This is a genomic window from Reyranella sp. (assembly GCF_052439685.1).
Lineage (GTDB): Bacteria > Pseudomonadota > Alphaproteobacteria > Reyranellales > Reyranellaceae > Reyranella.
Map to the genome: position 1 here is coordinate 66,977 of NZ_JBQVQG010000001.1, position 24,672 is coordinate 91,648.

Consider the following 24,672-nt stretch of genomic DNA (forward strand, 5'->3'; position numbering starts at 1 on the left):
GTTCAATCATCGGGGCGGCCCTGCTAAGGAAATGTGTGGAGGGTCGGAAGCACGGCATGGATGGAATTGTCGAGCGGCATTCGGCGGGACTGGACGAACTGGAGAAAGTTGCGCGCCACGATCTGGCGCGGTTGAACTATCCGCCGGCCAACTGGGTGCCGGACAGAACCGGCCCTGACGGAAAGCCCGTCCTCGACGTCCTGATTGTCGGCGCCGGCATGTGCGGCCAAACCGTCGGCTGGGGCCTGCTGCGCGAAGGCATCCGCAACATCCGCGTGATCGAGCGCAATCGCCACGGCCAGGAAGGGCCGTGGAATACGACGGCGCGCATGCCGACCCTGCGCTCGCCCAAGCACCTCACCGGTCCCGATCTCGGCGTGCCGTCCCTCACCTTCCGCGCCTGGTACGAGGCCCAGCACGGCGCCGATGGCTGGGAAAAGCTCTACAAGATCCCGCGCCTGGACTGGCTCTCCTATCTCCTGTGGGTCCGAAAGGTCGTCGACCTGAAGGTCGAGAACGGCGTGTCGCTGCTCAAGGTCGAGGCCGCCGGCGACTTCCTGCAGGCGAGCCTGTCGACGGGCGAGACCATTCTCGTGCGCAAGATCGTGCTGGCCAATGGCCGCGACGGATCGGGCGGCTTCCGCTGGCCGTCTCTCCCGTCGTTCGATCCGCAAGATCCTTCTCGCGAAACCCGCGTCTATCACACCCTGGAAGAGATCGATTTCACCAAGCTCAAGGGCAAGCGCCTCGGCATCCTGGGCGTGCTCGCGACGGCGATCGACAATGCCTGCACGGCGCTGGAAGCCGGCGCGCGCGAGGCGATCTGCTACGCACGGCGACCGCACCTGCCGCAGGTCAACAAGTCGAAGGGCGTGTCCTTTCCCGGTTTCCAGCGCGGCCAGGGCATGCTGGACGACGACTGGCGCTGGAAGATCTACACCTACATGCTGGCCGCCGGCTCGCCGCCGCCTCATGAATCCGTGCTGCGGGCACAGAAGCTGCCGGGCTTCGCCTTCCGCTTCGCCGAGCCCTGGCTGGACATGGTCATCGACGCCGACGGCGTCACCGTCAAGACGGCCAAGGCCACCGAGCGCTTCGATGCCGTGCTGATCGGCACCGGCTTCGACATCGATCTGGCGCGGCGGCCGGAACTCGCTTCGTTTGCCGACAATGTCACCTTGTGGGCCGACCGGCGCACGCCTGTCGAGGCACAGACCAACGCGGAAGCCGCACGCTATCCCTATCTTGGCCCCGGCTTCGAGCTGATGGAGAAGGTGCCGGGCCGGACGCCACTCTTGGGCGACATCCATCTGTTCAACTGGGGCAGCATCCTCAGTCATGGCGCGCTGGCCGGTGACATTCCCGGACTTTTCGTCGGCTCGACGCGCCTCGTGCAATCGATCTCGCATGCGCTGTTCCGCGAAGACGTCGAGACGCACGTACGGAACATGCACGCTCAGGAAGACCCGGAACTCGCACCGACCGACTATTTCGTGCCGCGCGAAAAGCGATCCGGCACGCTCTGAAAGGGAGAGAAACATGCAGGCGGATTATGTCGTCGTCGGCGCGGGATCGGCGGGCTGCACCGTTGCGGCGCGCCTCAGCGAGACCGGCGCGTCGGTGATCCTGCTCGAGGCCGGCCCCAGCGACTGGCACCCGATGATCCACATCCCGGCCGGCATCCGCTCGCTGATCCGCAACCCGCTGGTGAACTGGAACTACACGACCGAGCCGGAGAAGGGTTCGGGCGATCGCCGCATCGAGTGGCCGCGCGGACGAACGCTGGGCGGTTCGAGCTCGATCAACGGCATGCTCTATGTGCGCGGTGCGCCGGCCGACTTCGACAACTGGGCGCAGATGGGCTGCCGCGGTTGGAGCTACGACGACGTGCTGCCCTACTTCATGAAGTCCGAGCAGTACGTACAAGGTGGCGACAAGGAGGTGCGCGGCCAGGACGGCCCGCTCAAGGTCGAGGACTATCGTACCATCCTGCCTCTCACCCACCGCTTCGTCGAAGGCGCGCAGCAGGCCGGCATGCCGTTCAATCCCGACCTCAACGGCAAGACGCGACAGGGGGTCGGCTATTCGCAGATGACCCGACGCGGCCGCTGGCGCGGCTCGACGGCCCAGACCTATCTCCGTGAAGCGCGCGCCCGCCCGAACCTGCGCGTCGAGACCGATGCCCAGGGCGGTAAACTCATGTTCGAGGGCAAGCGCTGCGTCGGCGTCACCTTCCAGCGCGGCGGCAAGCTCACCGAGGTGCGGGCCAACCGCGAGGTCATCGTCGCGGGCGGCGCCGTCAACTCACCGCATATCCTGCAGATTTCCGGCATCGGGCCGGCGGCGCATCTACAATCGCTCGGCATCCCGGTGGTGCACGACCTGCCCGGCGTCGGCGCCAACCTGATCGACCACTATGTCGTGCGCGTCGTGCATCGCGTGAAGGGCGCCGAGACCGTCAACGAGGTCTCGCGCTTCCCGCGCGTGCTGCCGGAGATCCTGCGCTTCGCCTTCACCGGCCGTGGCGCGCTCACCTTCGGCGTGACGACGGCACAGGTCTTCTGCGACAGCCGCGAGGGCCTCGCCTCGCCCGACCTGCAGTTGCTGTTCACACCCGGCAGCTCGCATCCGATCAAGTTCGGCCAGCTCGACGAACAGCCGGGCATGAGCTGCGTCGTCTGCGTCGTGAAACCCGACAGCCGCGGCACCATCATGGCGGCCTCGTCAGATCCCTTCGCGCGCCCGCACATCAAGCCGAACTATCTCAGCACACATACCGACGAGCTGGCCTTGCTGGGCGGCTTTCGACATACCCGCCGCATCTTCGCCGCGCCTGCGCTCACCCAGCACAGCGAGGGCGAGATCCAGCCCGGTCCCGATGTGAAGACCGATGCCGACCTGCTGGCCTATGCCCGCCGCGCCGGCAACACGCTCTACCACCCGGTCGGCACCTGCCGGATGGGCGAGGATCCGCGCGCCGTCGTCGATTCGCGCCTGCGCGTGCACGGCATCCAGGGCCTCCGGGTCATCGACGCCTCGGTGATGCCGACCCTGACGACCGGCAACACCAACGCGCCCACCATCATGATCGGCGAAAAGGGCGCGGCGATGATCCGCGAGGATGCGCGCTGAAGCTTTGAACGGATCAACAAGGAAAATTCCCCGTCGTCTCGATGGGAGCTTTTCAAACGCAGAGGCCTTCGGCAACGCGACCGGACTTTGCCCGTCCTAGCGGATCGGCGGCGCGTACTGCAGGCCGCCCTGGGTCCACAGCGCGTTCTGGCCGCGCGGAATCTTCAGCAATGAGCCCGAGCCGACATTGCGCTCGAAGCTCTCGCCGTAATTACCGACCTGTTTGACGATGTTGTAGACCCACTTCTCGTCGACTCCGAGCGCCTTGCCCATGCCGGGGGTGACGCCGAGGATGCGCTTGATCGAGGGATTGTCGCTCTTCAGCATCTCGTCGACGTTCTTCGAGGTGATGCCGGCCTCCTCGGCCTCGACCATCGCGAACTGTGTCCAGCGCACGATGTCCTCGAACTGGTTGTCGCCGTGGCGCACGACCGGTCCCAGCGGCTCTTTCGAGATGACTTCGGGCAACACGACATAGTCGTCGGGATTCGGCGCATTGGCGACGCGCGTGGCGTAGAGGCGTGCCTGGTCCCCCGAATAGGCATCGCACCGACCAGTGAAGAAGGCACTGCGGCTCTGGTCGGGATCCTCGAACAGAACCGGCTTGAAGCTCATCTTGTTGGTGCGGAAATAGTCGGCGATGTTGAGCTCCGACGTGCTGCCGGTCAGGACGCAGATCGAGGCGCCGTTCAGCTCCTTGGCACTCTTCACCCCGAGCTTCTTCGGCACCATGAAGCCCTGGCCGTCATAGTAGGTGACGCCGACGAAATCGAGGCCGAGCGCGGTGTCGCGAGTCAGGGTCCAGGTCGAGTTGTTCGACAGGAGGTCGACTTCACCCGCCTGCAACGCCGTGAAGCGCTGCTGGCCGGACAGCGGCACGTACTTCACCTTTTCGGAGTCACCGAAGAGGGCGGCGGAAACGGCACGGCAGATGTCGACATTCATGCCCGTCCACTTGCCCTGATTGTCGACCGTCATGAAACCGGCAATGCCGCCCACGGCGACGCCGCAGACGAGCTGCCCGCGCGCCCGTACGGCGTCGAGGTCCTTGCCGGCCATGGCATGGCCCGACTGAAGGACCGTGGCGGTCCCGAGTGCCAATGAAAGCAGTATCCTTCGCATCGCCCGTCTCCTCGTCGCTCGATCACTCGATCTTGGCGCCCACCGACTTTACGACGTCGGCCCACTTGGCGCGATCTCGCGCGACCGTCGCCTGGAACTGCTCGATCGTCTCGTAGCGTGGCGTGTTGCCGAGTTCGACCAGCTTCTTCTGGACTTCGGGATCGGCGAGCGCCGCCTTGATCGCCAGGTTCATCTTCTGTGCAATCGCAGAGTCGAGCCCCTTGGGCGCGAAGAGGCCGAACCAGGTATAGCTCTCGAAGCCCGGCAGGCCCGCCTCGTCGATCGTCGGCACGTCGGGAATCGCCGGCACCCGCTTCTTCGTCGAGACGCCGAGCAACCTCATCTTGCCGGCCGCCGCCTGCGGCATCGCGATCTGCACCTGGGCGAAGATGCAGCAGGTGTCGCCGTTCAGGACGGACTGGATGGCGTCCGGCGAACCCTTGTAGGGCACATGCACCATGTCGAGCCCGGCCTTGGCGGTGAACTCGGCGAACGCGAGATGCGTGCCGGCGCCGTTGCCGGTCGAGGCATAGTTGTATTTGCCGGGGGCAGCCTTCACCTTGGCGATGAAGTCCTTCACGTCCCGGGCGTCGATCGCCTTGGGATTGATCGCCAGCACGTTCGAGACGTCGACGAGGGTCGAGATCGGCGTGAAGTCCTTCTCGACCTCGAACGGCAGCTTGCTGTAGAGGGCGGCATTGATGCCGTGCGTGCCGGCCGTGCCCAGCAGGAACGTGTAGCCGTCAGGCTTGGCTTTCGCGACGAAGTCGGAGGCTACGTTGCCGCCGGCGCCTGCCTTGTAATCGATCACGATGCGCTGCCCGAGGGCTTTGTCGAGCAAGGGCTGGAGGATACGCGCGACCACATCGGTGCCGGAACCCGGAGGGAAGCCCATGACGATGTTGATGGGCCGGGTCGGCCAATCCTGTGCCGCCGCCGGGAAAACGGCAGATGCCGCATAGAGAAAAAGCGCTGTAGCGCCAAGCAGGATTCTGCGCACTGTGATCTCCTCGAAGTTCGTTACGATGCCGATGCAAGAAACGGGGAAATGACATGGGTTACATGACCGACGAGCGCCGCATGATCCAGGAAACGGCGCGCGCCTTCGTCATGAAGGAAGTGCTGCCGGTCGCCAACAGGCTCGACCCGGAGAAGGGCGACATCCCGCCGGAGCTGATCCAGAAGCTGGCCGACATGGGTTATTTCGGCATCGTCATCCCCGAGCAGTATGGCGGCCTGGGCCTCGGCGTCTTCGAATACTGCCTGATCACAGAGGAGCTGGCGCGCGGCTGGATGAGCGTGGCCTCGATCATCGCCCGCGGCAATGGCCTCAGCGCCGGTCGCGGCATGACCGAGGCCCAGCGGGCGGTCTTTCTGCCTCGCGCCGCGCGCGGTGAATTTCTCGGCGCCGCCGCCATGTCCGAACCCAATGTCGGCTCCGACCTCGGCAGCATCGCCTGCCGCGCCCGCAGGGACGGCGACGACTGGGTGATCACGGGCAACAAGTACTGGTGCACCTTCGCCGATGGCGCCGACTACATCATGCTGGTCGCCCGCACCTCCGACGCGCCCGACCCCAAGCGCAAGCATGTCGGCCTCTCCTCCTTCCTGATTGAGAAGCCACGCGGCACTCTGCCCGAGGGCGTGAAGGGCGCGCCCATTCCCAAGATCGGCTATTTCGGCTGGAAGACTTGGGAATTGGCCTTCGACGAGTGCCGGCTGCCCGGCTCGGCCCTGATCGGCGAGGAAGGCCGCGCCTTCTATTACATCTCGGCCGGGCTCGAGCGCGCGCGCGCCCACACCGCCGCGCGCGCGATCGGGCTCGCCCGCGGTGCGCTCGAGGACGCCACCGCCTATGCCCAGGAGCGTCGTCAGTTCGGCCAGGCGATCGGCGATTTCCAGAACACGCGCTTTCGCCTTGCCCGCATGGCGACTGAGATCGAGGCAGCGCGCCAGCTCATGTACTTCGTCTGTGACGAGATCGACCAGAAGCGCCGCTGCGACAAGGAGGCGGCCATGGTGAAATTCTTCGCGTCCGAGATGGCAGAGCGCGTGACGTCCGAGGCGCTGCAGGTGTTCGGCGGTGCGGGCTACACCACCCTGCATGCGGTCGAGCGCTACTGGCGCGATGCCCGCCTCACCAAGATCTTCGAAGGCACGTCGGAGATCCAGCAGCGCATCATCTCCGATCATCTGCTCGGCAAACCCAACGCCGGCTGAGTGGACTCCGACAATTTGCAACGCCGCGCGCCGTGCAACTGGATGGCGCGCGGCGGACTCTCTAGAGTGGAATGACGTTCAAGAGCGTATCCGCGGAGAGTTATGCATGCTGGGGGGCACTTTTTCGCTTCGACACTTGATATGCGTCGGGGCGTGTCTGCTGAGTTCGGCCTGTGCCAGTACGCAGCTGAACTACAATACCGCGGACCTCGCTTCCTCGCTGAACTCCCTGACGAAGAGGCAGATCTTCTTCAACCTTTCCCAGGCGATCGACGATCCCGAATTCGTTCCTTCGCAGGTGACGATCTCGATCGGCGTAGCCCAGACGGCCAATTCCGTCTCGCCGTCGATCAGCGTGCCTCTGGGACCTTCCCTGGCGACGGCGACCCGCCTGACGAGCGGCGGAGGTCGCCCGACCGCCCAGACCACCAGCACCCTGGGAGCTGCCAGTCCCTCACTGGGCGTTCAGGTGACGGATGCCTGGAACCAGAGCTGGACGATGGTCCCGGCCAATTCGTCCAACCAGCTGGGTCGTCTGCGCACGCTCTACCAGTATGCCACCGGAACGCTGCCCCACGCCGATCCCAACACCGCGCTCAGCCAGGAAGAGGCTGAGAAGCAGTTTCTCTGCGAATACCCCCTCCAGGCCCAGGCGGTCTCGCCGCAGTCGGGAAACGTGATCTTCAAACTTTATGGCTGCAGGGACAATCATGCGGGCCCCTTGCGTCCGCGCGTTATCCACGCCGACCCGACCTTCACCCAGGGGCCCAACTGCATCGTGTGCATCGACGATCTCAATGCGTCCAGCCTTCGCCCCTACGTCAATCCAAACCTGAAATACCATTTCATCCGCTCTGCGGACGAGAAGACCGGGGATCTGGTCAGGGTCGGCTCTTATGGGTCGAAGGACTTTTACGTGTGCGGAGTCTCCGGGGGAAAATGTCCCGCCGTGCCCGGACAGAACGCATTCGATGGGCGCAAGGCGTTCAGCGATTTCATCCTGTTCGTCTATGAAGCCATGAGCATTCCCGCCGCCACGGGAAGCGGCCGTTCGACCGGCGGCTCGTTCGTCTATTCGGTCAGGTGACGCTGATGGCCGACGTTGACACTTTCATTGCAGCACCACCGGCGCTCCGCTTCGCCTTCGCCATCAAGGCCAAGGTGGGTCCGGTACAGGATCTCGGCCAGACCGCCCGTGGTCACCGGCGCATCATCGACATCCTGGGCGGCGAGGTGCAGGGCCCGCGTCTCGCAGGAGAAATCCTGCCCGGCGGCGCCGACTGGCAGATCGTCCGGCCCGACGGCACGATCGAAGTAGTGGCGCGCTACACGATCCGCAGCAGTTCAGGCGCCCTCGTCTACGTGCAGAACGAGGGCCTGCGAGTCGCGAGCCCGGACATTCTTGCGCGCATGGCCCAAGGGGAGTTGCCGCCGCCCGGCAGCTACCACTTCCGGACGGCACCGCGCTTCGAGACGGCGGAACCCTCGCTCCAGTGGCTCGAGCGGGCGACCTTCGTCGGCGTGGCCACGCGCGCGCCCGACCGGATCGCGATCGGCTTCCACGAGGTTCTCTGACTCAAAAGCTGATATCAGCGACCCAGAAGGTTGGCTCGCAGGGTGGCCCAGAACCCCGGGTCGCGCGGCGCAGCCCGGCTGGCCGCCGCCATCTTGCGATAGAGATCGCCCAGCGACCTCTGGCTGGCATCGGCCCGGAGCCTGGTGCCGTCGGCGCCGGCCTCAAGCGTCAGTTCTCGCGTGTGAAAGACTTCAAGTCCGGGGCGATGGCCGATACTGACGACCGATGTCTCCGGCAGTTCCTCGATCAGGAGTTTCATGACGTTCTCCTGGCCCGCCTCGTCGAGAGCCGAAGTGGCCTCGTCCATGAAGATCCAATCGGGCCTATGGACCAGCACCCGGGCAAAGGCCACGCGCTGCTGCTCGCCGCCGGACAGTATGTGATCCCATCGCTCCGTTTCGTCGAGGCGGTCGCGGAGATGGTCGAGGCCGACCTTGTGCAACATGTCCTTCAGCGCCTCGTCGTCGATTCCGCCCTCGGGCTCGGCCGGGTAGAGCATCGCGTCCCGAAGGGTGCCCAGCGGGAAATACGGCTTCTGCGGCATGAACGTGATCGCGCCGGTGGGCAGGTGGATGGCGCCTCTGCCCCAAGGCCAGACTCCGGCAACCGCCCGCATGATCGTGCTTTTGCCGCTGCCTGATTTGCCGCGGATCAGGACCCTTTCCGCCCGCTGGATCTCAACCTCCGCCTCGGCGACCAGCATCTGGCCGTTGGGGCGGGCAACGCCCAGTTCACGCATGAGCAGGCGGTCCGAATCGCCCGCAGGGTGGACCACGATCCGGGCCTCGTCGGTCGCCTCGCTGCTTTCCTCGAGGTCGGTCAGGGCCACATGGAGATGCACCACGCGATCGGTCGACGCCCGCCATTCCGCGAACTTCGGGAAATTGTCGATCAGCCAGGACAGCGCCCACTGCACACTGGAGAAGGCCTGCGCCGTCTGCATCAGTCCACCCAGCGCTATCTCGCCGCCGAGATAGCGCGGCAGCGCCACGATCAGCGGCACGATGGGGGCGAGGTAGGCGAGCGAACTGGTGAGCAGGGAGAGATTTCCCTGGCCGCGGGTCTGCACGTTCCAGGCTGAACGCAGGTCGTAGAGCGAGCCGCGCAAACGCTCGCGCTCGTCGTCCTCGCCGCGCATCAGGGCGATGCCTTCGGCATGTTCGCGCGCCCGCGTCAGGCCGGAGCGGAAGTCGGCCTCGCGACTCTGACGGACATTGCCGGCATGGATCAGGCCGCGCCCCAGGAAGTAGGTGAGCAGCGAGCCGATAAGGGCGTAGGCGACGGCCGCCCACACCATGTAGCCCGACAGGGCGAACTCCAGGCCGAACAACCTGATCGGCATCGTGCCCGATAGGACCCACAGCACACTGAGGAAAGTGACGAGCTGCAGCACGCACTGCAGGATGCTCTGCGCGAACTCGACGGCGAGTTCGGTCGAGACACGGATATCCTCGGCGATGCGCCCGTCGGGATTGTCGACTTCGTCGGCCAGCATGCCGAGTTGGTACTGCCGGCCGGCATTGAGCCAGCGCAGCACCGTCACGTGCGACAGCCAGGAGCGCCAGTTGATCTGAAGCCGCCGCTTGACGTGGAGCTGGATCGCCACTGCGACGCCCGCCGAAACGACGATGGCGGCCAGTACCCACAGAAGCCGCATGAGCTCGACCACGTCACGCTTGTCGAGCGCATTGAAGAAGTCGCGGTTCCAGATGTTGAGCCACAGGGCGATGCCGACATTGGCAACGCCGAGAATCAGGAGGCCGCCGGTGAGCATCCAGGCGACGGCACGGTATCCCGGGGCCGTCCAGTATCCACTGGCGACGGCCGCGAAGGCGCGTACGGAGCTGTGCGGTGTATCCAATCAGTCGCGGAAGCCCGGATCGATCCGGTCGAGCTTCCGCAGGAGCGCCGGCCAGTCCAGCAGGCCGAACGGCCGCCGGGTCTTCGGCTGGTAGTTCACGTAGGTCGCCTCGACCACCTCGGCCGGGACGTCGATCAGCTTCGTGTTGCACGACATGGCCGCGATCTGCGTCTTGCAGCTCAGCTCCAGCCGATGCATGGCGTTGAACGCCTCGGGGATCGTCGCACCGGTCGTCAACAGGCCATGGTTGCGCAGGATCATCGCGTTGTTGTCGCCCAGGCTCGCCACCAGCGCCTCGCGAGCGGCAAGGTCGAGAACGACGCCATCAAAATCGTGATAGCTGATCCTGGCGAAGCGCATCGAGGTCTGCGTGTTGGGCAGGAGACCGCATTCCATCGTCGAGACCGCCATGCCCGGCCAGGTGTGAGTGTGGATCACGCAGCCGACATCGGGCTTCGCCATGTGAATGGCGCTGTGGATCACGAAGCCGGCGCGGTTGACGCCGTACTCGAGGCCGCCGTCGAACTCCGGCTTGGCGAGGATGTTACCCTCGTGGTCGATCTTCAGCAGGCTCGACGCCGTGATCTCTTCGTAGAGCAATCCATAGGCATTGATTAGGAAAGCGTCGTGCTCACCCGGCACCCGTACGGAGATATGGTTCGCGATCAGATCGGACATGCCGTACAGGTCGATGAGGCGATAGCACGCGGCCAGATCGACGCGTGCCTGCCACTCCTCTGGCGAGACATTGGACCGGAGGTTGGCAACCTTTGAAGTCTTGAGGGCGTGCACGGCCATGGAAACGCTCCAGGAATTAAACGGTTCCGGAAGCTAGACCCGGCCTCCGCGATCGTCCATCGACCGCTCAAACCAGCCCGCGCGCTGCGAGATAGGCACCCAGCGCCACAAGCCCGGCGAAGAACCACAGCCGGAACGTGGCTGGCGACAAACGCAGGCGCACGGCCTGCCCCAGTCGCATCCCCACCAGAGCCACGGCGACGCCACCTACCGATGGCCAGGCGAGTCCGGCATCGAGGTCGACACTGCGTGCGAGGGTAGCGGCGAGAGCCAGGGTCGACACGGTGAATGACAGGCCCAGGGCCTGAACCAGCTCATCCTTTGTGAGACCGATCGCCTGGAGGTAGGGCACCGCGGGAATGACGAAGACTCCCGTGGCGGCTGTGATCGCGCCCGTGCTCGCCCCGGCGAGCGGCCCCATCCACGTTTCCAGCTCCGGCGGCACGACGAGTTTCAGCGCAGCCAGGCCGATCACGGCGTAGGCGATCAACGCGATCCCGAGCGCCGCCGCGCCATACGCTCCGCCCAGCCCCGACAGGAAGGCTGCGCCCGCCCACGTCCCGAGGCAGACACCGACGTTCAGAGGCCATAGTCGTCGCAGGAGAGACTTGAGATGCGGCCCGTCCACCATCTGCCAGACGTTGGTGACGAGCGATGGCAGGATGAGCAATGCCGCCGCCTCGACCGGCGACAGGACCAGGGCCAGCAGGCCCATCGAAATGGTGGGAAGACCGAGCCCGATGACACCTTTGGCGAACCCGGCGAGCACGAAGATGGTGAGGACGAAAGCGAGGATGGAAGGGCCCATGAGGCAGCCTTGGCCGCCAGCCGCTTGCTTCGCAATGCGGAGAATCCAGAGTATGCCTTCGGAATATCCGGAGGCAGAGGAGACTTCCATGCGCTTCGATCTCATCGACCTGCGGCTGTTCCTGCACGTGACGCAAACCGGCAGCATCACGCGGGGCGCCGAGCGGGCACACATCGCCCTGGCGTCAGCCAGTGCGCGGATCCGCGGCATGGAGGATGTGCTCGGCGTTCCCCTGCTGAAGCGCGGACGCCGTGGCGTCGAACCGACCGACGCGGGCCGCAGCTTGCTCGACCACGCCCGCATCGTGCTGCAGCAGATCGAGACGATGCGCGGCGACCTTGGCGCCTATTCGCGCGGCCTGAAAGGCAGCATCCGCATCCTCGCCAATACCTCGGCTCTCTCGGAGCATCTGCCGGCGCTGTTGGCGCCCTTCCTCGCCGCCAATCCGACGATCGACATCGACCTCGAGGATCGCGAGAGCCGGGCGATCGGTGCCGCCATCGCCGCCGGCGATGCCGATATCGGCATCGGATCGCAGGCCGCTTCTGCTCCGGGACTGGAGAGCCATCCCTTCCGCATCGACCGGCTGGTCCTCGCCGTGCCGGCCGGACATCGACTGGCGAGGAAGCGGCAGACGGGTTTTGCCGAGCTGCTCGAGCTGGATTTCGTGGGCCTGCCGCGCGGCACCGCGCTCGACGAGCACGTCGCCATGCAGGCCGCCCGCATCGGCCGCGCGCTGCGGCTGCGCGTCCGGGTCAGCAGCCTCGATACTGTCTGCGCCATGGTCGCAGCGGGCGTCGGCGTCGCGATCGTGCCGGAGGCAACCGTCTCGCGCCACCGTCGCGCTCTGCCGCTTGCCACCGTCCGACTCTCCGAGACCTGGGCGATGCGCGAGCTCGCTCTCCATGTCCGCGACTCACGGCGACTTGCGAAGCCCGCGCGGCGGCTTTTCGAAGCCCTGCTCGAGGTGGGCGAAAGACCCGCTACCAGCGCAGCAGGCGGCGCCCGATGGCAGCGCCGACGAGCATGACGGGGATCGCGGCCAGCGTGTACCAGGTAAGAACGAACAGCGGCGAGTCGTCGAAGCAGTGGAATGCGTAGATGACCGCGGCGGCCGCGGCGGCAAGGGCACCGCAAGCGGCACCGGCCAGGGCCGGAGAAGCCGGCGCCGCGCGACGCAACGCCAGCAGCAGCGCCGTCAGAGGCGCAAGCGCAAAGAGCGGGATGGCCGTCAGGCACACGAGCGCGTTGCTGCCGACCAGACGCGCCTCCCAGGTCCCGGCCGGAAGCACAGCGAGTTCGGTCCCCAGTGCGGCCACCGCGATGAGGAGAACCGGCAGCACGGCCCAGCGCCACTGTACGGTGATCACCGGCCGCGCCATGGCAAGACAGGCGGCAGAGGCCGCCACCAGGGCCGACAGCACCAAGCCGAGCTTGGCGTCGAACCGCCAGGTCGCGAAGGCAGCCGCCAGATCGACTCGCGGCTTAAATTCCACTGCAAAGATCACGAGCGAAACCGCCGCGCCCGCCAGGAGCGCCTGCCCCACGGAGCGTCCGAGCGGCCTCGCAGATCCGACACGGTCGGCGACCAGGGATGCTACGAGCTGTTCGGTTCTCATGTCCTGTCCTTGCGATAGACCTCGGCCAGCGCGCGAAGAGCGCGATGCAGCGTGACCCGGACGGCGCCCTCGCTCATGCCCAGCCGTACCCCGACGTCCCGGGCAGTCTGCCCCTCGATGGAGATACCTTCGACGATCCGCCGCTGGCGCTCGGGCAGGCCGGCCAGCATCTGCCGCGTGTCGAGGGCGCTTCCCGCTTCCGCAGACGCAGGAGCGGCGAGCGTCTCGGAATGGTCGTCGATGTTGACGTGATCGGTGAAGCCGCGGCGGCGCAGATGGTCGACCAGCTTGTGGTGCGCGATCGCGCGCAGCCAGGGTTGCAGCGGCTGGGTCTCGTCCCATGTGTCGCGCTTCAGATGCATGGCCAGCAAAGTCTCCTGCACGATGTCTTCGCAATCCGCGTTCGGCCGACCGGCCGCCGCCAGCCCGCGCGACGCCACCGCGCGTAACCACGACGCGACGCGGAGCAGCAGGCGCCGGTACGCCTCGTCGTCCCCTTTCCGGGCCGCCCGCATCAGCGCGGAGAGATCTTCCGGATCGGACAACGGGCCTACTCTTCACGCATTCGTGTTGGATGGAGAGAACATTACAGGCGCTTTGGCGAAAAAAGAAAGTGGGGCGTCTGTAACGACGATGCACATACCTCCGAATGACCTCTTGCGAGCCGAGATTGGCTCAAGAGCCCGGAGGACTTCATGATCAATCGTACCACCACGGCAGCCCTTGCCGCCGCCGTCGCTGCTGCCGCCCTGATGTCGACCGGCGCCAGCGCCCAGACCGCCAACACCGACAAGGAGAAGTGCTACGGCGTCTCGATGGCGGGCAAGAACGATTGTGCGGCCACCGGCAACAATTCCTGCGCCGGCCAGTCCAAGGCCGACTACGACGCCAAGGCCTGGAAGTACGTGGCCAAAGGCTCCTGCGCCACCATGGAGGTCACCCTCAAGGACGGCATGAAGCGCAAGGGCGCCCTGACGCCCATGTAAGGGGCCTCGTCGTGACGGCGGATCGCCTGCTTCGTGCCGGTGCCGGGCTGAAGTCCGAACACCAGCGGCACATTCTCGAAGCCCGGCCCGATATCGGCTGGTTCGAGGTCCATGCCGAGAACTACATGGGAGCCGGCGGTCCGCCGCATCACTTCCTGGAGCGTGTCCGCGCGCTCTATCCGCTGTCGATCCACGGCGTGGGTCTGTCGATCGGATCGGCCGACGGCATGGCGCCCGGCCATCTCGCCCGCCTGAAGACTGTGGTGGAGCGCTACCAGCCCGCCATCGTCTCGGAGCATCTCGCCTGGTCGACCCACGACGGGACCTTTCTCAACGATCTCCTGCCGCTTCCATACACGGAAGCCACCTTGTCTCTGGTGACACGCCATGTCGACGAGGCCCAGACGGTGCTCGGAAGGCGCCTCCTCATCGAAAATCCCTCGACCTATCTTCGCTTCGACGGGGAAGAAATGCCGGAGACGGATTTCCTGCGCGCGCTGGCCCAGCGCAGCGGCTGCGGATTGCTGCTCGACATCAACAACGTCGTGGTCTCCGCGGCCAATCACGGTTTCGATCCACACACCTATCTCGCAAGCTTTCCGCATGAGCATGTCGGCGAGATCCATCTCGCCGGTCACGCCGTACTCGAAAGCGGCGGCGAGACGCTGCTCGTGGATACGCACGATCGGACCGTCTCTCCGCAGGTCTGGTCCCTCTTTCAGGACGTAATCGCGCGCCGGGGCGCCCACCCCACGCTGATCGAGTGGGACTCCGACGTGCCCGCCTGGCCCGACCTCGAGGCCGAAGTCCGCCAGGCCCAGTCGCTTCTGCAGACCGCCGGAGGGCTCGATGCCCGCGCAGCCTGACGGCGCCGCTCTCGCCGACCTGCAGCACCGTTTTACCGGAGCCGTTCTGCAGAGCCGTCTTTCGGTGCCCGCTGGCATCCGACGCGAGGTCCGGTCCAATCACGAGCGGCGATTCGGCGTCTACCGCAACAACGTGAAGGCCAGTCTGGCCGCCGCCCTGGCGGCACGGTTTCCGGTAGTGGCACGTCTGGTCGGCGATGATTTCTTCACCGCCATGGCGCTGGTCTTCATCGAGCGCCATCCGCCGCGCTCGCCCGTCCTCGCCGAGTATGGCGCCGCCTTCGCGACCTTTCTCGAGCGATTCGATCCGGCGGCCAGCCTGCCTTACTTGCCCGACATCGCCCGGCTGGAATGGGCGCGTCACGTCGCCTTTCACAGCGCCGACACTGATCCCGCCGACCTCGCCCAGCTCGCGGAGCTGCCTCCGGAAGCGCTGGGCTCCGTGAGGATCGGCCTGCATCCCGCCATGGCCGTCATCGCCTCGCCGTGGCCCATCGTCTCTGTCTGGACCACGAATACCTATGACGCGACGCCCGAGGCGCCGGCAGCCGACTGGACGGGTGAGACGGCGCTGGTGACGCGGCCCCATCTCGACGTGCTCGTCCAACGGCTTCCGCCGGGCACCGACCTGCTGGTGGCCGCACTGGCGCAGGAGATTGCGCTGGGCGCTGCCGCCGACGCGGTATCCCGCACCCAAGAGGGTTTCGATCTCGCCACGGCACTGTCGACTCTGTTCAGCGCCGGCGCCGTCGCAATCCTGTCCCAAGGATCGTCTTCATGATCGCTCTGCTCTGGCGTCTCGACTCGCTGCTGTCGCGCATCCCGCACGAGCTGCTGGCCCTCCTCGCCCGCCTCTCCGTCGGCACGATCTTCCTGCGCTCGGGCCTGCTGAAGCTCGACGGCTGGGCCGACGGCACCACTCTCACGCTGTTTCGTGAAGAGTACAGGCTACCGCTGCTTTCGCCCGAGCTCGCTTCCTATCTTGCGACGGGCGCGGAGCTCGGCCTGCCGATCCTGCTGTTCCTCGGCCTGTTCACGCGACCGGCGGCGCTGGCCCTGCTGTGCATGACCCTGGTGATCGAGGTCTTCGTCTATCCCAACGCCTTCGACTCGCATGGGGTCTGGGCGGTGGCGCTGCTCTATCTCGCCAAGTTCGGGCCGGGCAGGCTGGCGCTCGACCGCCTCCTCTTCGCGCGCGAGATGCCTAGCGCTTACGGACGGGCTTGAGATCGGAGACGATCGGATAGGCCGTCGTCGACTTCACGCGCTCCATGGAGAAGCGCGAGGTCACGTTCTTGAGCGGCATCGTGTCGATCAGCTTCTTGTAGAACAGATCGTAGGCCTGCATGTCGGGAACCGCGACGCGCAGCATGTAATCGATGTCGCCCGCCATGCGATGGAACTCCATGACCTCGGGCATCGCCGTGACCGTGCTGGCGAACTTGGAGAGCCAGGCCGAGGAATGGTCGCCGGTCTCGATCGAAACGAACACGGTCAATCCCACGCCGATCGACTCGGGCGAGATCAGCGCCACCCGCTTCAGGATGACGCCTGACTTCTCCAGCCGCTGGATGCGCTTCCAGCAGGGGCTTTGCGAAAGACCGACCCGATGGGCGATCTGCGCCAGCGAAAGGCTCGCATCCTCCTGGAGGAGCGCCACGATCTTCTTGTCGATGGCATCCATGTTCATCAATCCGTCAACGCGGTGTGGCCAGTCTAGACCGGAAGCGACTCCAGGCGCACCGGCGCGCCCAGCCGCTCGGAGAGCACGATGGCGATCGCCTCGACATCGCCATCCACGGGCCCTGCATAATTCACGAGCCGGGGCGGCGCCCCATCAAACCAGGACAGACGCCACGCGCCGGCCTCGCACATCAGCGTGCCCACGACGCGCCCCTGCGCGGAGATCGTCCAGAGGGCAGGCTCTTCGTAGGCCGCCTGGAGCAGGCGCGCCGCCCGGGCGACGAGGGTGCTGGCAAAGCTGAGCATGCCGGAACTGTACGGGCGCGTTCGCTACTGCAGCAATGAAACGGTCGGTCGAATCGGGCGGCCGCAATGACAGGAACAGCTCCAGCACGCGTCCTTGGGAGAATATTTTCCCGGCATGGCCCCTTTCAGGGCCGAACGGCCGGCGTCTCCAGCTTCAGCCCCTTGGCCCGCTCCATCAGATAGAGCTCAAGGGCCGTGTATTCGGGTGAGTCGAGCGGCCAGGCTGCGGCGCGGATGCCGACGAGGCAGTTGCGCAGCCTCCGCTTGAGAGAGCCCAGCGCCTGCCACTCCAGCCGATAGATGGGATAGCCCGTGGGATGGGCCTCCGGAATGGCGATGCCCGCGAGCTTCTTTCCGGCATTGTCGTCATGGCAGATCGCGCAGGAGAGATTGAGCTGGCCCTGCCGGCGGCGATAGATCTCCGCTCCTTGCGCGCGAAAGGCTTCGAGGCGCGGGTCGTCGGGCGGCGCGATGGGCAGGCCGCGCGACTGGTGCGCGACAAAGGCGGCGAGCGCCAGCAGGTCGCGGTTCTCGGGCGGCAGCGGCTCGGCCTTCTGATGCTCCATGCGGCAGAGGTTGATGCGGCCTTCGAGATCGACCGGCCGGTCGCCCCTTTGCGGGATCGCCGGATAGCGGGTGGCAGTGCCCTTCATGGTGGTGGCATCAGCACCATGGCAGTCGGCACAGGATTTGTTCGAGACGCCCGCGGCCTTTGCCCAGAGCTGGCCACCGAGCTGAACGAATAGCATGCCGGGATTGGCCGTGTCGTCGTCCTGCATCTTCTGCAACGCCTCACTCATGTCCTGATAGCCAGACCTCCGTTTGTCGGCACCGGATTGGCTGCCGACCTGGGCCACCGCGTAGGAGGTCGCAAATACCAGGCCGAGCCCGATGACGAGGAATTGCCTCGTCATTCGACGGCGATGTCGACCCGATGCTCGGCGGCGAAGCCTTCGTCGCCGGTCCAGCGCAGGACAACCGTGCCGCTGTCGTTCGCCCGGGCAAAAAAAGACACGAAGGGATTGGCGGCGATCGCCGGCGACATGTCCATCGCGAAGATCTCGGCGCCGTTCCAGGTTGCGGTGAAACGCTCGATGATGTTGCGCGGGATGATGCGGCCGTTCGGGCCGGGCCGGAAGCCGGTCTCCATCGGATGCATGATCAGCGCCTTGATCTCGACGACGTCGCCACGCTTGGCGGTCTTCGGCGCGTTCACGAGGATGTTCGACATCAGGGCGACTCCTCGAGGCAGGCGGCCAGGGTCACGATCACGTCGGCGCCGGCGCTCCAGAACTTGCCGTCGCTGGTCTCGGCGATCGCCACGATCCGCTGGCTGTCGCCGAGCTTGATGCGCGTGCCCATGATCGCCTTGCCGTTGCGCGGGCCGAGACGCGCGGAAAAGACATTGGGCTGCGGGTTCTTCTCGTTGAAGACATGGATCGCCTTCACATGGTCGGCTTCCGTCATCGGGCTTTCGACCGAAACGGTTAGCGACACGGTGCTGCCGTTCTCGACCAACGGCGGCACGTCGAGCTTGATCCTGCCTTCTGTCGGGGTGGCGTTCCCGATGACCTTCTTGATCGCCTCGGCCATGGCATCGGGCGTCGCGGCCGCGGGGCCGAGCGGCAGGACGACGATCGCGGCAGTGCCGGCAAGGAAAAGACGTCGATCCATTCAATCCTTCAGCGTGACGAGATAGGCCACGACATCCTCGACCTGTGTGGCGGTCAGGATCGTCTTGCCCTCGAAGTTGCGGGCGATCCGGTGCAGGCCCCGGGTCCGGTAATAGGCCGGCATGATCGTGTCGGCATTGAGACGCGACCCATCGACGATCCGCAGGCGCAGCTGCCCTTCCGACCAGCGCGAGCCCGCGCGGGCGAGGCTGGGCGCGAGGTCGCCCTGGAAGCGCTCCTCGGCGATCGGACCGGAGTGGCAGAGCAGGCAGAGGCCGACGCTGCGGTTGGCGACGATCCCCCGGCCACGCGCCGCATCGCCCGGCTGCCCCGTGAGCGAGTGCGGGATCGAATCGCCGACGATCTGGGGATCGACCTGTTGCGCCGTGGCAGGACAGGCCAGGAGCGCCAGAGCGAGGGCGACGAGGCTGCGCATCAGCCGAACGTCTCGGCGGTGAGGGTGCGGAACCAGCTCGACGCGTAGAGCGCCTCCTGGCCGCGCAGGCCGCCCACGGCCACGAGGGGACTGGTGCCGCCAGCGCCGGGAATGTCGGTAAGCTGGCCCTTGTCGGGGCGATAGACGCCGGCGATCGAGATACCGTAGTCGGCCGCGACAAGACTGTAGCAGGTGTTGATCAGGATCGGATCCTGCGGCTTGTCGCCGGCCAACAGCTTCACAATCGCAGCGGCGCAGACCTTGGCCTGGGCATTGGCCGCGAAGGCCGACTTGGGCATGCCGCCCATGATCGCCGCATCGCCCAGTACGTGGATATTGGGCCGCAGGGTCGATTCGAAGGCGACGGGCTCGACCGGGCACCAGCCGGTACGGTCGGCAACACCTGCCTGGGCTGCGATGGCGCCGGCCTTCTGCGGCGGGATCACGTTGGCCACCGTGGCCTTGTGCGCCCCGAACTCCGTCGTGAGCGTCAGGGTCGTGGGATCGACCGAAATTACTTTGCCGCCCTGGCTGAGCGGCACCCACTCGATCGTGCCCGGGTAGAGCTCGGCCCAGCCGTTCTGGAACAGGCGCTGCTTGGAGAAGGCATCCTTGGAATCGAGTAGCAACAGCTTGGATTTCGGCTTCCAGACCTTCAGCCAGTAGGCGATCAGGCTGGCGCGTTCGTAGGGCCCGGGAGGGCAACGGAAAGGATTGGCCGGTGCCGACAGGACGACCAGCCCGCCATCGTCCATCGCCTGAAGCTGCCGCCGCAGAAGTACGGTTTGCGCCCCGGCCTTCCAGGCGTGTGGCATCTTCTCGGACGCAGACTCGTCGTAGCCGGGAATGGCGTTCCAGTTGAAATCGATGCCGGGGGACATGATCAGCCGGTCGTAGGAAAGCTTGTTGCCGTCGGCCAGCGTTACCGTCTTGGCCTCTGGATCGACCACGGTTGCCCTTGTCTCGGCAACGGTGACGCCAGCGCTCTTGATGCCGTCGTACCGGAACTGCTGCTGGTCGATTTCGCGCAGGTTCGCGAGCACGGAATTGCTGAAGGGACAGGAGGTGTAGACGGGATTGGGCTCGACCAGGGTGACGTCGAGCGCCGGCTGCAGGACCTTCACCGTGCGCGCCGCGGTGGCGCCACCGAAGCCGCCGCCGATCACCACGACCCTGGCCTTGCGCTGCGCCGAGACGACGGCAGGCGCGAGCCCTGCCGCAGCGGTGATCTTCAGGAAATGACGGCGCGTCGCCATGCCTGCTGCGTCCCTATTCCGGCTGCGCGGCGAACCAGGCCGCGATGGCCTCGGTCTGCGCATCGTCGAAACCTTTGGCGATGCGGCCCATCACGCTCGAGGGCCAGGCGCCGCTGCGATATTCGCGCATGAAGGTGACGATGTCCTCGGTCTTGCGGCCGGCAATGCGCGGGATCACCGAATCCGCCACCTTCTTCGGGGCATGACAGCCAGTGCACGAGCTGGCGCCCGGCGGCGCATCAGCCGCCGTTGCCGGGCTGGCCAGCAGGATCATGCTGGCCAGGCCCGGCAGCAGCGCTCGATGCATCAGGCGCCCTTCTTCAGGTCATTGTTCATCAGCGGCAGGTTGCGCACCCGTTTGCCCGTCGCCTTGGCGATCGCGTTCAACACCGCGGGCGCCGCGACCGCGATGGTCGGCTCGCCGACGCCGCCCCAGAAGTCGTGGGTCGGCACCAGGACCGTCTCGACGTCGGGCATCTCGTCGATGCGCATCACGTTGTAGCTGTCGAAGTTGGTCTGCTCGACCGCGCCGTCCTTCACGGTGATCTCGCCGTACAAGGCTGCCGACAGGCCATAGACGAACGAGCCCGCGACCTGGCGGTCGATCTGCGCCGGATTGACCACATGGCCCGGGTTGGTGGCCGCCGTGATCTTGTGGATCTTGAGCTGGCCATCGGGACTCACCGAAACCTCGGCGACGCCGGCGACGTAGCTCCCATAGCCCATGACTTGCGAGATGCCATGGAAGCGGCCCTCGGGCAGCGGCTTGCCGTAGCCCGCTCTGTCGCAGGCGGCCTTCAGCACCGCCGCCCACTTGGGCTTCAGATACTTCAGGCGATAGGCCAGCGGATCCTGGCCCGCTGCCGCCGCCAGCTCGTCCATGAAGCATTCCATGTAGACGGCGTTCTGGTTCACGTTTACGCCGCGCCAGAAGCCCGCCGTGATGTGCGGATTGCGCATGGCATGATCGATCATGAGGTTCGGGATGTCGTAGCCGTAGGCCGCCTCGACACCGGACTGCATGAACCCCTGGAAAGTGGCGGGATCCATGCCGTTCACGAGGTTCTGCGGCAGCAGCGAGGCGAGGATCGACTGGCCCGAGATCCGGACGTGCAGGCCGACCAGGTTGCCCTGGGCGTCGAGCCCGGCCGTCATCTTGGCCATCGTCGTGGGATGGTACTGGCAGTGCGTCATGTCCTCTTCGCGCGACCAGATGAGCTTGATCGGCGTGCCGGGCATCTCCTTGGCCGCGAGCACGGCCTGCCGCACATAGTCGGAGCGACCGCGCCGGCCGAAGCCGCCACCCAGCATGAGCTTGTAGACCTCGCACTTGGCGATCGGCAGGCCGGCCGCTTCCGACGCCGCGGCGAGCGCGGCCTCGCCGTTCTGCGTGCCGCACCAGACCTCGCACTTCTCCGGCGTGAAGCGCGCCGTGGCGTTCATCGGCTCCATGGTGACATGGTGCTGGTAGGGGAAGCTGTAGACGGCCTCGACCTTCTTGGCGGCCCCCTCGATCGCCTTCTGGGCATCGCCCGCCTTGTTGCCGACGAAGGCTTCCTTGGCGTCGAGGCCCTCCTTCAGCGTGGCCTTGATCGTCTCGGTCGAGACCTTGCCGAGATCACCGACGTTCCAGTTCGTCGTGACGGCGTCGAGCGCTGTCTTGGCCTGCCAGTAGGTGTCGGCCACGACCACGACGGCGTTCCCGTCGATCGCGAAGATCTTCTTCACGCCCGGCATCTTCTCGGCCTTGCTGGCATCGAAGTCCTTGAGCTTGCCGCCGATCACCGGGCAAGCGCGCACGGTCGCGTTGAGCAGGCCCGGCATCGTGTAGTCCATGCCGTACATCTGCTTGCCCGTGACCTTGTCGACCGTGTCGAGCCGCTTGAGCGGCTTGCCGGCGATCTTCCAGTCCTTCGGGTCCTTGAGCTTCACGTCCTTCGGCGGCTCGAGCTGCGCCGCTGCCGCCGCGACCGCGCCATAGGTCAGCGTCTTGCCCGACGCCTTGTGCGTGATGGTGCTGTTGGCCGCGCTGCATTCGGCGGCCGGCACGCTCCATTGCTTCGCCGCGGCGGCGATCAACATCTCTCGGGCAATGGCGCCGCCCTCGCGGACATATTGCTGGCTCTCGCGGATGCCGCGGCTGCCGCCGGTCGAGAAGTTCTTCCAGACGCGGTTGCGCTTCAGGTTCTCGCCGGGCGTCGGATATTCCCAGGACACCTTGTTCCAGTCGCAGTCGAGTTCCTCGGCCACGAGCTGGCAGAGGCCGGTGAGTGTGCCCTGCCCCATCTCGGAGCGGGCGACGCGGATCACCACCTTGTCGTCGGGATGGATGACCACCCAGGCATTCAGCTCCTTGACGGACTGGGCATGCGCCACGTTTTCGTCGAAAGGCAAGTGGAAGCCGAGCGAGAAGCCACCGGCGACAGCAGCGCCGCTGATCAGGAAGCCGCGACGGCCGAGCGAAGTCTGGATCGTCATGATACGTCCCTCCCCTTAGGCCTTGGCGGCGGCGTGGATGGCGGCGCGGACCTGCTGGTAGGTGCCACAGCGGCAGATGTTGGTCATCGCCTCGTCGATGTCGGCATCGGTCGGGTTGGGCTTGGCGGCGAGCAGCGCCGTTGCCGCCATGACCATGCCGCTCTGGCAGTAGCCGCACTGGGGCACGTCGAGTTCGACCCAGGCTTTCTGTATCTTGTTCAGCATGCCGTTCTCAGCGACCGCTTCGATGGTGACGACCTTCTGCGTGCCGACGGCATTCACGGGAATGCTGCACGACCGGACGGGCGCCCCGTCGATATGGACCGTGCACGAACCGCACTGCGCGATGCCGCAGCCATACTTGGTGCCGGTCAGCCCAAGCTGTTCGCGCAGCACCCAGAGAAGTGGCGTTTCCGGACCGGCAGTGTATTCGACCGCCTTGCCGTTGATGTTGAGGACAGCCATCCCAGCCTCCCGTTGTTCAGGAAATGTGGAAATAGCCTAGCCCAGCGCGCGCTCGACCGCCTGACAGACAAGCTGCATTCACGGAGGTGTGATGGCAGTCAGCCCACGCTGGCTTCGAACACGCGGCGGAAATTGCCGCCCAGCAGTTTTGCCGTCTCTTCTTCGTTGAATTTCGTGCGCAGGGCGGCTGCCAATTGGGGCAGATCGGCATAGCTCGGCATCGCGCTCGCTCCGAGAAGGCCGAGCTGATCGGTGCCGAGGCCGACATGATCGATGCCGACGACATCGACCATCTTTGCGAAGCCATCGGTCGCATAGGTGACAATATTGGGGAAATAGCCGGCGACGGGCCAGATGCCGATGATCCCGCCCGTTGCGGCGACGGCCTTCGCGTGGTCCGGCAGAATCCGCCGCGTCCAGGCAGCGGGGCGAGTGGTGAGCGAAGTGTGCGAGAGGACGAGCGGTTTGGTCGTGGCCGCAGCCGCCTTCTTCACGCCCTCGAAGGTGGCGTGCGCGACATCGACCACGATACCCAGTGCATTACAGCGACGAATCACGTCGGCGCCAAATGCCGTTAGCCCGTCATGCACGCTGGGCTCGGTCTGGATGTCGCCGAGCTCGTTGGGCCGGTAGTGCGTGAGCTGCAGATGACGCAGCGCCCAGCGCTGATACGCTTCGTCGAGTCTTTCGATCCGGCCCTCGAGGAAATCGGCGCCCTCCGACGCGACGATCAGCGAAGGCCGGCCCGCCCGCGCCGTCCGCAGCTCTGCCGAGGTCCGGATGATCGGCATCCCCTGTTCGCGCGCCAGCGCATGGAGCGCCGGGAAGGCGCGTTGGCTGAATGCGTAGAGCTCGCCCGGATGAGGATCGCGACCGGGCCTGAGGCGCCCGCCAGTAAGTTTGATGATGGGTGAATCGGAAACGACGGCCAGCGATATGACCGACACGCCGCCCTGCCGCATCGGATCGGCGACGGCCGAGGAAAAACCGCGACCGAAGCTCATCTGCGTCAAGTTGCCGGCGTGACTGTGGAGGTCGACGGCCATGCCCTCCGTCGCCTGGGCCATCGCAGGCACTGGCAGGCAGAAGAGCGGGCTCGAGGCGATCAAGGCTCGGCGCGTTACGCCCTTCACCGGCTCAGCTTCATGCAACTGGAAGCGCCAGCCCTTGGCATCGGACGATACGTGCCACGTGCCGCTCAGCCGCAGCGCACCGTTGGCGATCTTCATCGGCTGTCGGGTGAGTACTTCGACGACCGCCAGCGGGTTGTTGGGCACACAACCCTGGCAGCAGCCAGGTTCCGCCATCATCAGGAAGCCAGCAGTGTCGCCCCACGCGCGCGAGCCGAGGGCGAAGCCCGTGATCTCGACGCGCTTGCCGTGTGCTC

At 66.0% G+C, this 24,672-nt stretch carries 28 protein-coding genes; 10 read left to right on the top strand and 18 right to left on the bottom strand.

The genetic code is table 11. The features are described from left to right. Positions 1–56 precede the first annotated feature (56 nt). Together ACT6UX_RS00300 and ACT6UX_RS00305 are read left to right on the top strand one after the other, a co-directional pair. Positions 57–1,526: an FAD/NAD(P)-binding protein gene (locus ACT6UX_RS00300; protein WP_444773142.1), complete on the top strand. Its 1,470-nt coding sequence runs from the start codon at positions 57–59 to the stop codon at positions 1,524–1,526. Positions 1,527–1,539: 13 nt separating this feature from the next. Further along, positions 1,540–3,132 carry a GMC family oxidoreductase gene (locus ACT6UX_RS00305; protein WP_444773143.1) on the top strand — a complete coding sequence of 531 codons (1,593 nt, stop codon included), beginning with the start codon at positions 1,540–1,542 and terminating at the stop codon, positions 3,130–3,132. A 96-nt stretch (positions 3,133–3,228) separates the two neighbouring features. Here the strand turns inward: ACT6UX_RS00305 and ACT6UX_RS00310 are convergent, their stop codons facing one another. Both ACT6UX_RS00310 and ACT6UX_RS00315 read right to left on the bottom strand, forming a co-directional pair. After that, positions 3,229–4,254 (bottom strand): amino acid ABC transporter substrate-binding protein, encoded by a 1,026-nt coding sequence (locus tag ACT6UX_RS00310; RefSeq protein ID WP_444773144.1) that lies wholly within the window; start codon positions 4,252–4,254, stop codon positions 3,229–3,231. Positions 4,255–4,276: 22 nt separating this feature from the next. Continuing rightward, entirely contained in the window at positions 4,277–5,254 is a 978-nt protein-coding gene (locus ACT6UX_RS00315) for a Bug family tripartite tricarboxylate transporter substrate binding protein (protein WP_444773145.1), read from the bottom strand. A 53-nt stretch (positions 5,255–5,307) separates the two neighbouring features. On the opposite strand from ACT6UX_RS00315, the gene ACT6UX_RS00320 reads away from it, so the two are divergent. The 3 genes from ACT6UX_RS00320 (at position 5,308) to ACT6UX_RS00330 (ending at position 8,049) form a co-directional block, all read left to right on the top strand. Further along, a complete protein-coding gene (locus tag ACT6UX_RS00320) occupies positions 5,308–6,474 on the top strand; it encodes an acyl-CoA dehydrogenase family protein (RefSeq protein WP_444773146.1) in 1,167 nt (388 codons plus the stop codon). A gap of 298 nt (positions 6,475–6,772) precedes the next feature. Further along, on the top strand, positions 6,773–7,561 hold the full coding sequence (locus ACT6UX_RS00325) for a hypothetical protein (protein ID WP_444773147.1): 789 nt from the start codon (positions 6,773–6,775) through the stop codon (positions 7,559–7,561). 5 nt (positions 7,562–7,566) lie between these two features. Next, positions 7,567–8,049: a DUF3237 domain-containing protein gene (locus ACT6UX_RS00330; protein ID WP_444773148.1), complete on the top strand. Its 483-nt coding sequence runs from the start codon at positions 7,567–7,569 to the stop codon at positions 8,047–8,049. Positions 8,050–8,063: 14 nt separating this feature from the next. Here ACT6UX_RS00330 and ACT6UX_RS00335 read toward each other — a convergent pair whose 3' ends face one another. From ACT6UX_RS00335 to ACT6UX_RS00345, 3 genes are all read right to left on the bottom strand, one after another. Next, positions 8,064–9,911 (bottom strand): ABC transporter ATP-binding protein/permease, encoded by a 1,848-nt coding sequence (locus ACT6UX_RS00335; protein WP_444773149.1) that lies wholly within the window; start codon positions 9,909–9,911, stop codon positions 8,064–8,066. Further along, positions 9,912–10,709, bottom strand: a complete 798-nt coding sequence (locus tag ACT6UX_RS00340; protein ID WP_444773150.1) for a class II aldolase/adducin family protein — start codon at positions 10,707–10,709, stop codon at positions 9,912–9,914. It lies immediately after the preceding gene. 67 nt (positions 10,710–10,776) lie between these two features. Further along, complete coding sequence (locus ACT6UX_RS00345; RefSeq protein WP_444773151.1) at positions 10,777–11,517, bottom strand: sulfite exporter TauE/SafE family protein; 741 nt, start codon at positions 11,515–11,517, stop codon at positions 10,777–10,779. Positions 11,518–11,605: 88 nt separating this feature from the next. On the opposite strand from ACT6UX_RS00345, the gene ACT6UX_RS00350 reads away from it, so the two are divergent. Further along, positions 11,606–12,547 carry a LysR family transcriptional regulator gene (locus tag ACT6UX_RS00350; RefSeq protein WP_444773152.1) on the top strand — a complete coding sequence of 314 codons (942 nt, stop codon included), beginning with the start codon at positions 11,606–11,608 and terminating at the stop codon, positions 12,545–12,547. Here the strand turns inward: ACT6UX_RS00350 and ACT6UX_RS00355 are convergent. After that, a complete protein-coding gene (locus tag ACT6UX_RS00355) occupies positions 12,501–13,136 on the bottom strand; it encodes an NrsF family protein (protein WP_444773153.1) in 636 nt (211 codons plus the stop codon). The genes ACT6UX_RS00350 and ACT6UX_RS00355 overlap by 47 nt on opposite strands. Further along, a complete protein-coding gene (locus ACT6UX_RS00360) occupies positions 13,133–13,681 on the bottom strand; it encodes a sigma-70 family RNA polymerase sigma factor (RefSeq protein WP_444773154.1) in 549 nt (182 codons plus the stop codon). Before ACT6UX_RS00360 ends, ACT6UX_RS00355 begins: the two co-directional genes overlap by 4 nt. Positions 13,682–13,831: 150 nt before the next feature. On the opposite strand from ACT6UX_RS00360, the gene ACT6UX_RS00365 reads away from it, so the two are divergent. The 4 genes from ACT6UX_RS00365 to ACT6UX_RS00380 are packed head-to-tail and all read left to right on the top strand — an operon-like array spanning position 13,832 to position 16,215. Then, complete coding sequence (locus ACT6UX_RS00365) at positions 13,832–14,122, top strand: BufA1 family periplasmic bufferin-type metallophore (RefSeq protein ID WP_444773155.1); 291 nt, start codon at positions 13,832–13,834, stop codon at positions 14,120–14,122. An 11-nt stretch (positions 14,123–14,133) separates the two neighbouring features. Continuing rightward, on the top strand, positions 14,134–14,988 hold the full coding sequence (gene bufB / locus ACT6UX_RS00370; protein WP_444773156.1) for an MNIO family bufferin maturase: 855 nt from the start codon (positions 14,134–14,136) through the stop codon (positions 14,986–14,988). Continuing rightward, positions 14,972–15,769, top strand: coding sequence for an HvfC/BufC N-terminal domain-containing protein (locus ACT6UX_RS00375; RefSeq protein ID WP_444773157.1), 798 nt, complete (start codon positions 14,972–14,974; stop codon positions 15,767–15,769). Before bufB ends, ACT6UX_RS00375 begins: the two co-directional genes overlap by 17 nt. Continuing rightward, a complete protein-coding gene (locus ACT6UX_RS00380; RefSeq protein ID WP_444773158.1) occupies positions 15,766–16,215 on the top strand; it encodes a DoxX family protein in 450 nt (149 codons plus the stop codon). Before ACT6UX_RS00375 ends, ACT6UX_RS00380 begins: the two co-directional genes overlap by 4 nt. Here the strand turns inward: ACT6UX_RS00380 and ACT6UX_RS00385 are convergent. The 11 genes from ACT6UX_RS00385 to ACT6UX_RS00435 all read right to left on the bottom strand — a co-directional run bounded on the left by ACT6UX_RS00385 (position 16,193) and on the right by ACT6UX_RS00435 (position 24,331). Continuing rightward, positions 16,193–16,672, bottom strand: a complete 480-nt coding sequence (locus tag ACT6UX_RS00385) for an Lrp/AsnC family transcriptional regulator (RefSeq protein WP_425069362.1) — start codon at positions 16,670–16,672, stop codon at positions 16,193–16,195. The two genes, ACT6UX_RS00380 and ACT6UX_RS00385, sit on opposite strands and share 23 nt — an antisense overlap. Positions 16,673–16,704: 32 nt before the next feature. Continuing rightward, positions 16,705–16,977, bottom strand: coding sequence for a hypothetical protein (locus ACT6UX_RS00390; protein ID WP_444773159.1), 273 nt, complete (start codon positions 16,975–16,977; stop codon positions 16,705–16,707). 125 nt (positions 16,978–17,102) lie between these two features. Continuing rightward, entirely contained in the window at positions 17,103–17,891 is a 789-nt protein-coding gene (gene soxA, locus ACT6UX_RS00395) for a sulfur oxidation c-type cytochrome SoxA (protein WP_444773160.1), read from the bottom strand. Further along, entirely contained in the window at positions 17,888–18,208 is a 321-nt protein-coding gene (gene soxZ / locus ACT6UX_RS00400; RefSeq protein ID WP_444773161.1) for a thiosulfate oxidation carrier complex protein SoxZ, read from the bottom strand. The genes soxA and soxZ overlap by 4 nt, the downstream gene beginning before the upstream one ends. After that, positions 18,208–18,651, bottom strand: coding sequence for a SoxY-related AACIE arm protein (locus tag ACT6UX_RS00405; protein ID WP_444773162.1), 444 nt, complete (start codon positions 18,649–18,651; stop codon positions 18,208–18,210). Before ACT6UX_RS00405 ends, soxZ begins: the two co-directional genes overlap by 1 nt. Beyond that, positions 18,652–19,086 carry a sulfur oxidation c-type cytochrome SoxX gene (gene soxX, locus ACT6UX_RS00410; RefSeq protein WP_444773163.1) on the bottom strand — a complete coding sequence of 145 codons (435 nt, stop codon included), beginning with the start codon at positions 19,084–19,086 and terminating at the stop codon, positions 18,652–18,654. Next, positions 19,086–20,342 (bottom strand): FCSD flavin-binding domain-containing protein, encoded by a 1,257-nt coding sequence (locus ACT6UX_RS00415; protein ID WP_444773164.1) that lies wholly within the window; start codon positions 20,340–20,342, stop codon positions 19,086–19,088. Before ACT6UX_RS00415 ends, soxX begins: the two co-directional genes overlap by 1 nt. A 13-nt stretch (positions 20,343–20,355) precedes the next feature. Further along, positions 20,356–20,649 carry a c-type cytochrome gene (locus tag ACT6UX_RS00420; RefSeq protein WP_444773165.1) on the bottom strand — a complete coding sequence of 98 codons (294 nt, stop codon included), beginning with the start codon at positions 20,647–20,649 and terminating at the stop codon, positions 20,356–20,358. Beyond that, entirely contained in the window at positions 20,649–22,820 is a 2,172-nt protein-coding gene (locus ACT6UX_RS00425; RefSeq protein WP_444773166.1) for a molybdopterin cofactor-binding domain-containing protein, read from the bottom strand. The genes ACT6UX_RS00420 and ACT6UX_RS00425 overlap by 1 nt, the downstream gene beginning before the upstream one ends. A 15-nt stretch (positions 22,821–22,835) precedes the next feature. Then, on the bottom strand, positions 22,836–23,285 hold the full coding sequence (locus tag ACT6UX_RS00430; RefSeq protein WP_444773167.1) for a (2Fe-2S)-binding protein: 450 nt from the start codon (positions 23,283–23,285) through the stop codon (positions 22,836–22,838). Positions 23,286–23,383: 98 nt separating this feature from the next. Further along, a complete protein-coding gene (locus ACT6UX_RS00435) occupies positions 23,384–24,331 on the bottom strand; it encodes a dipeptidase (protein WP_444773168.1) in 948 nt (315 codons plus the stop codon). Positions 24,332–24,672: the final 341 nt, after the last annotated feature.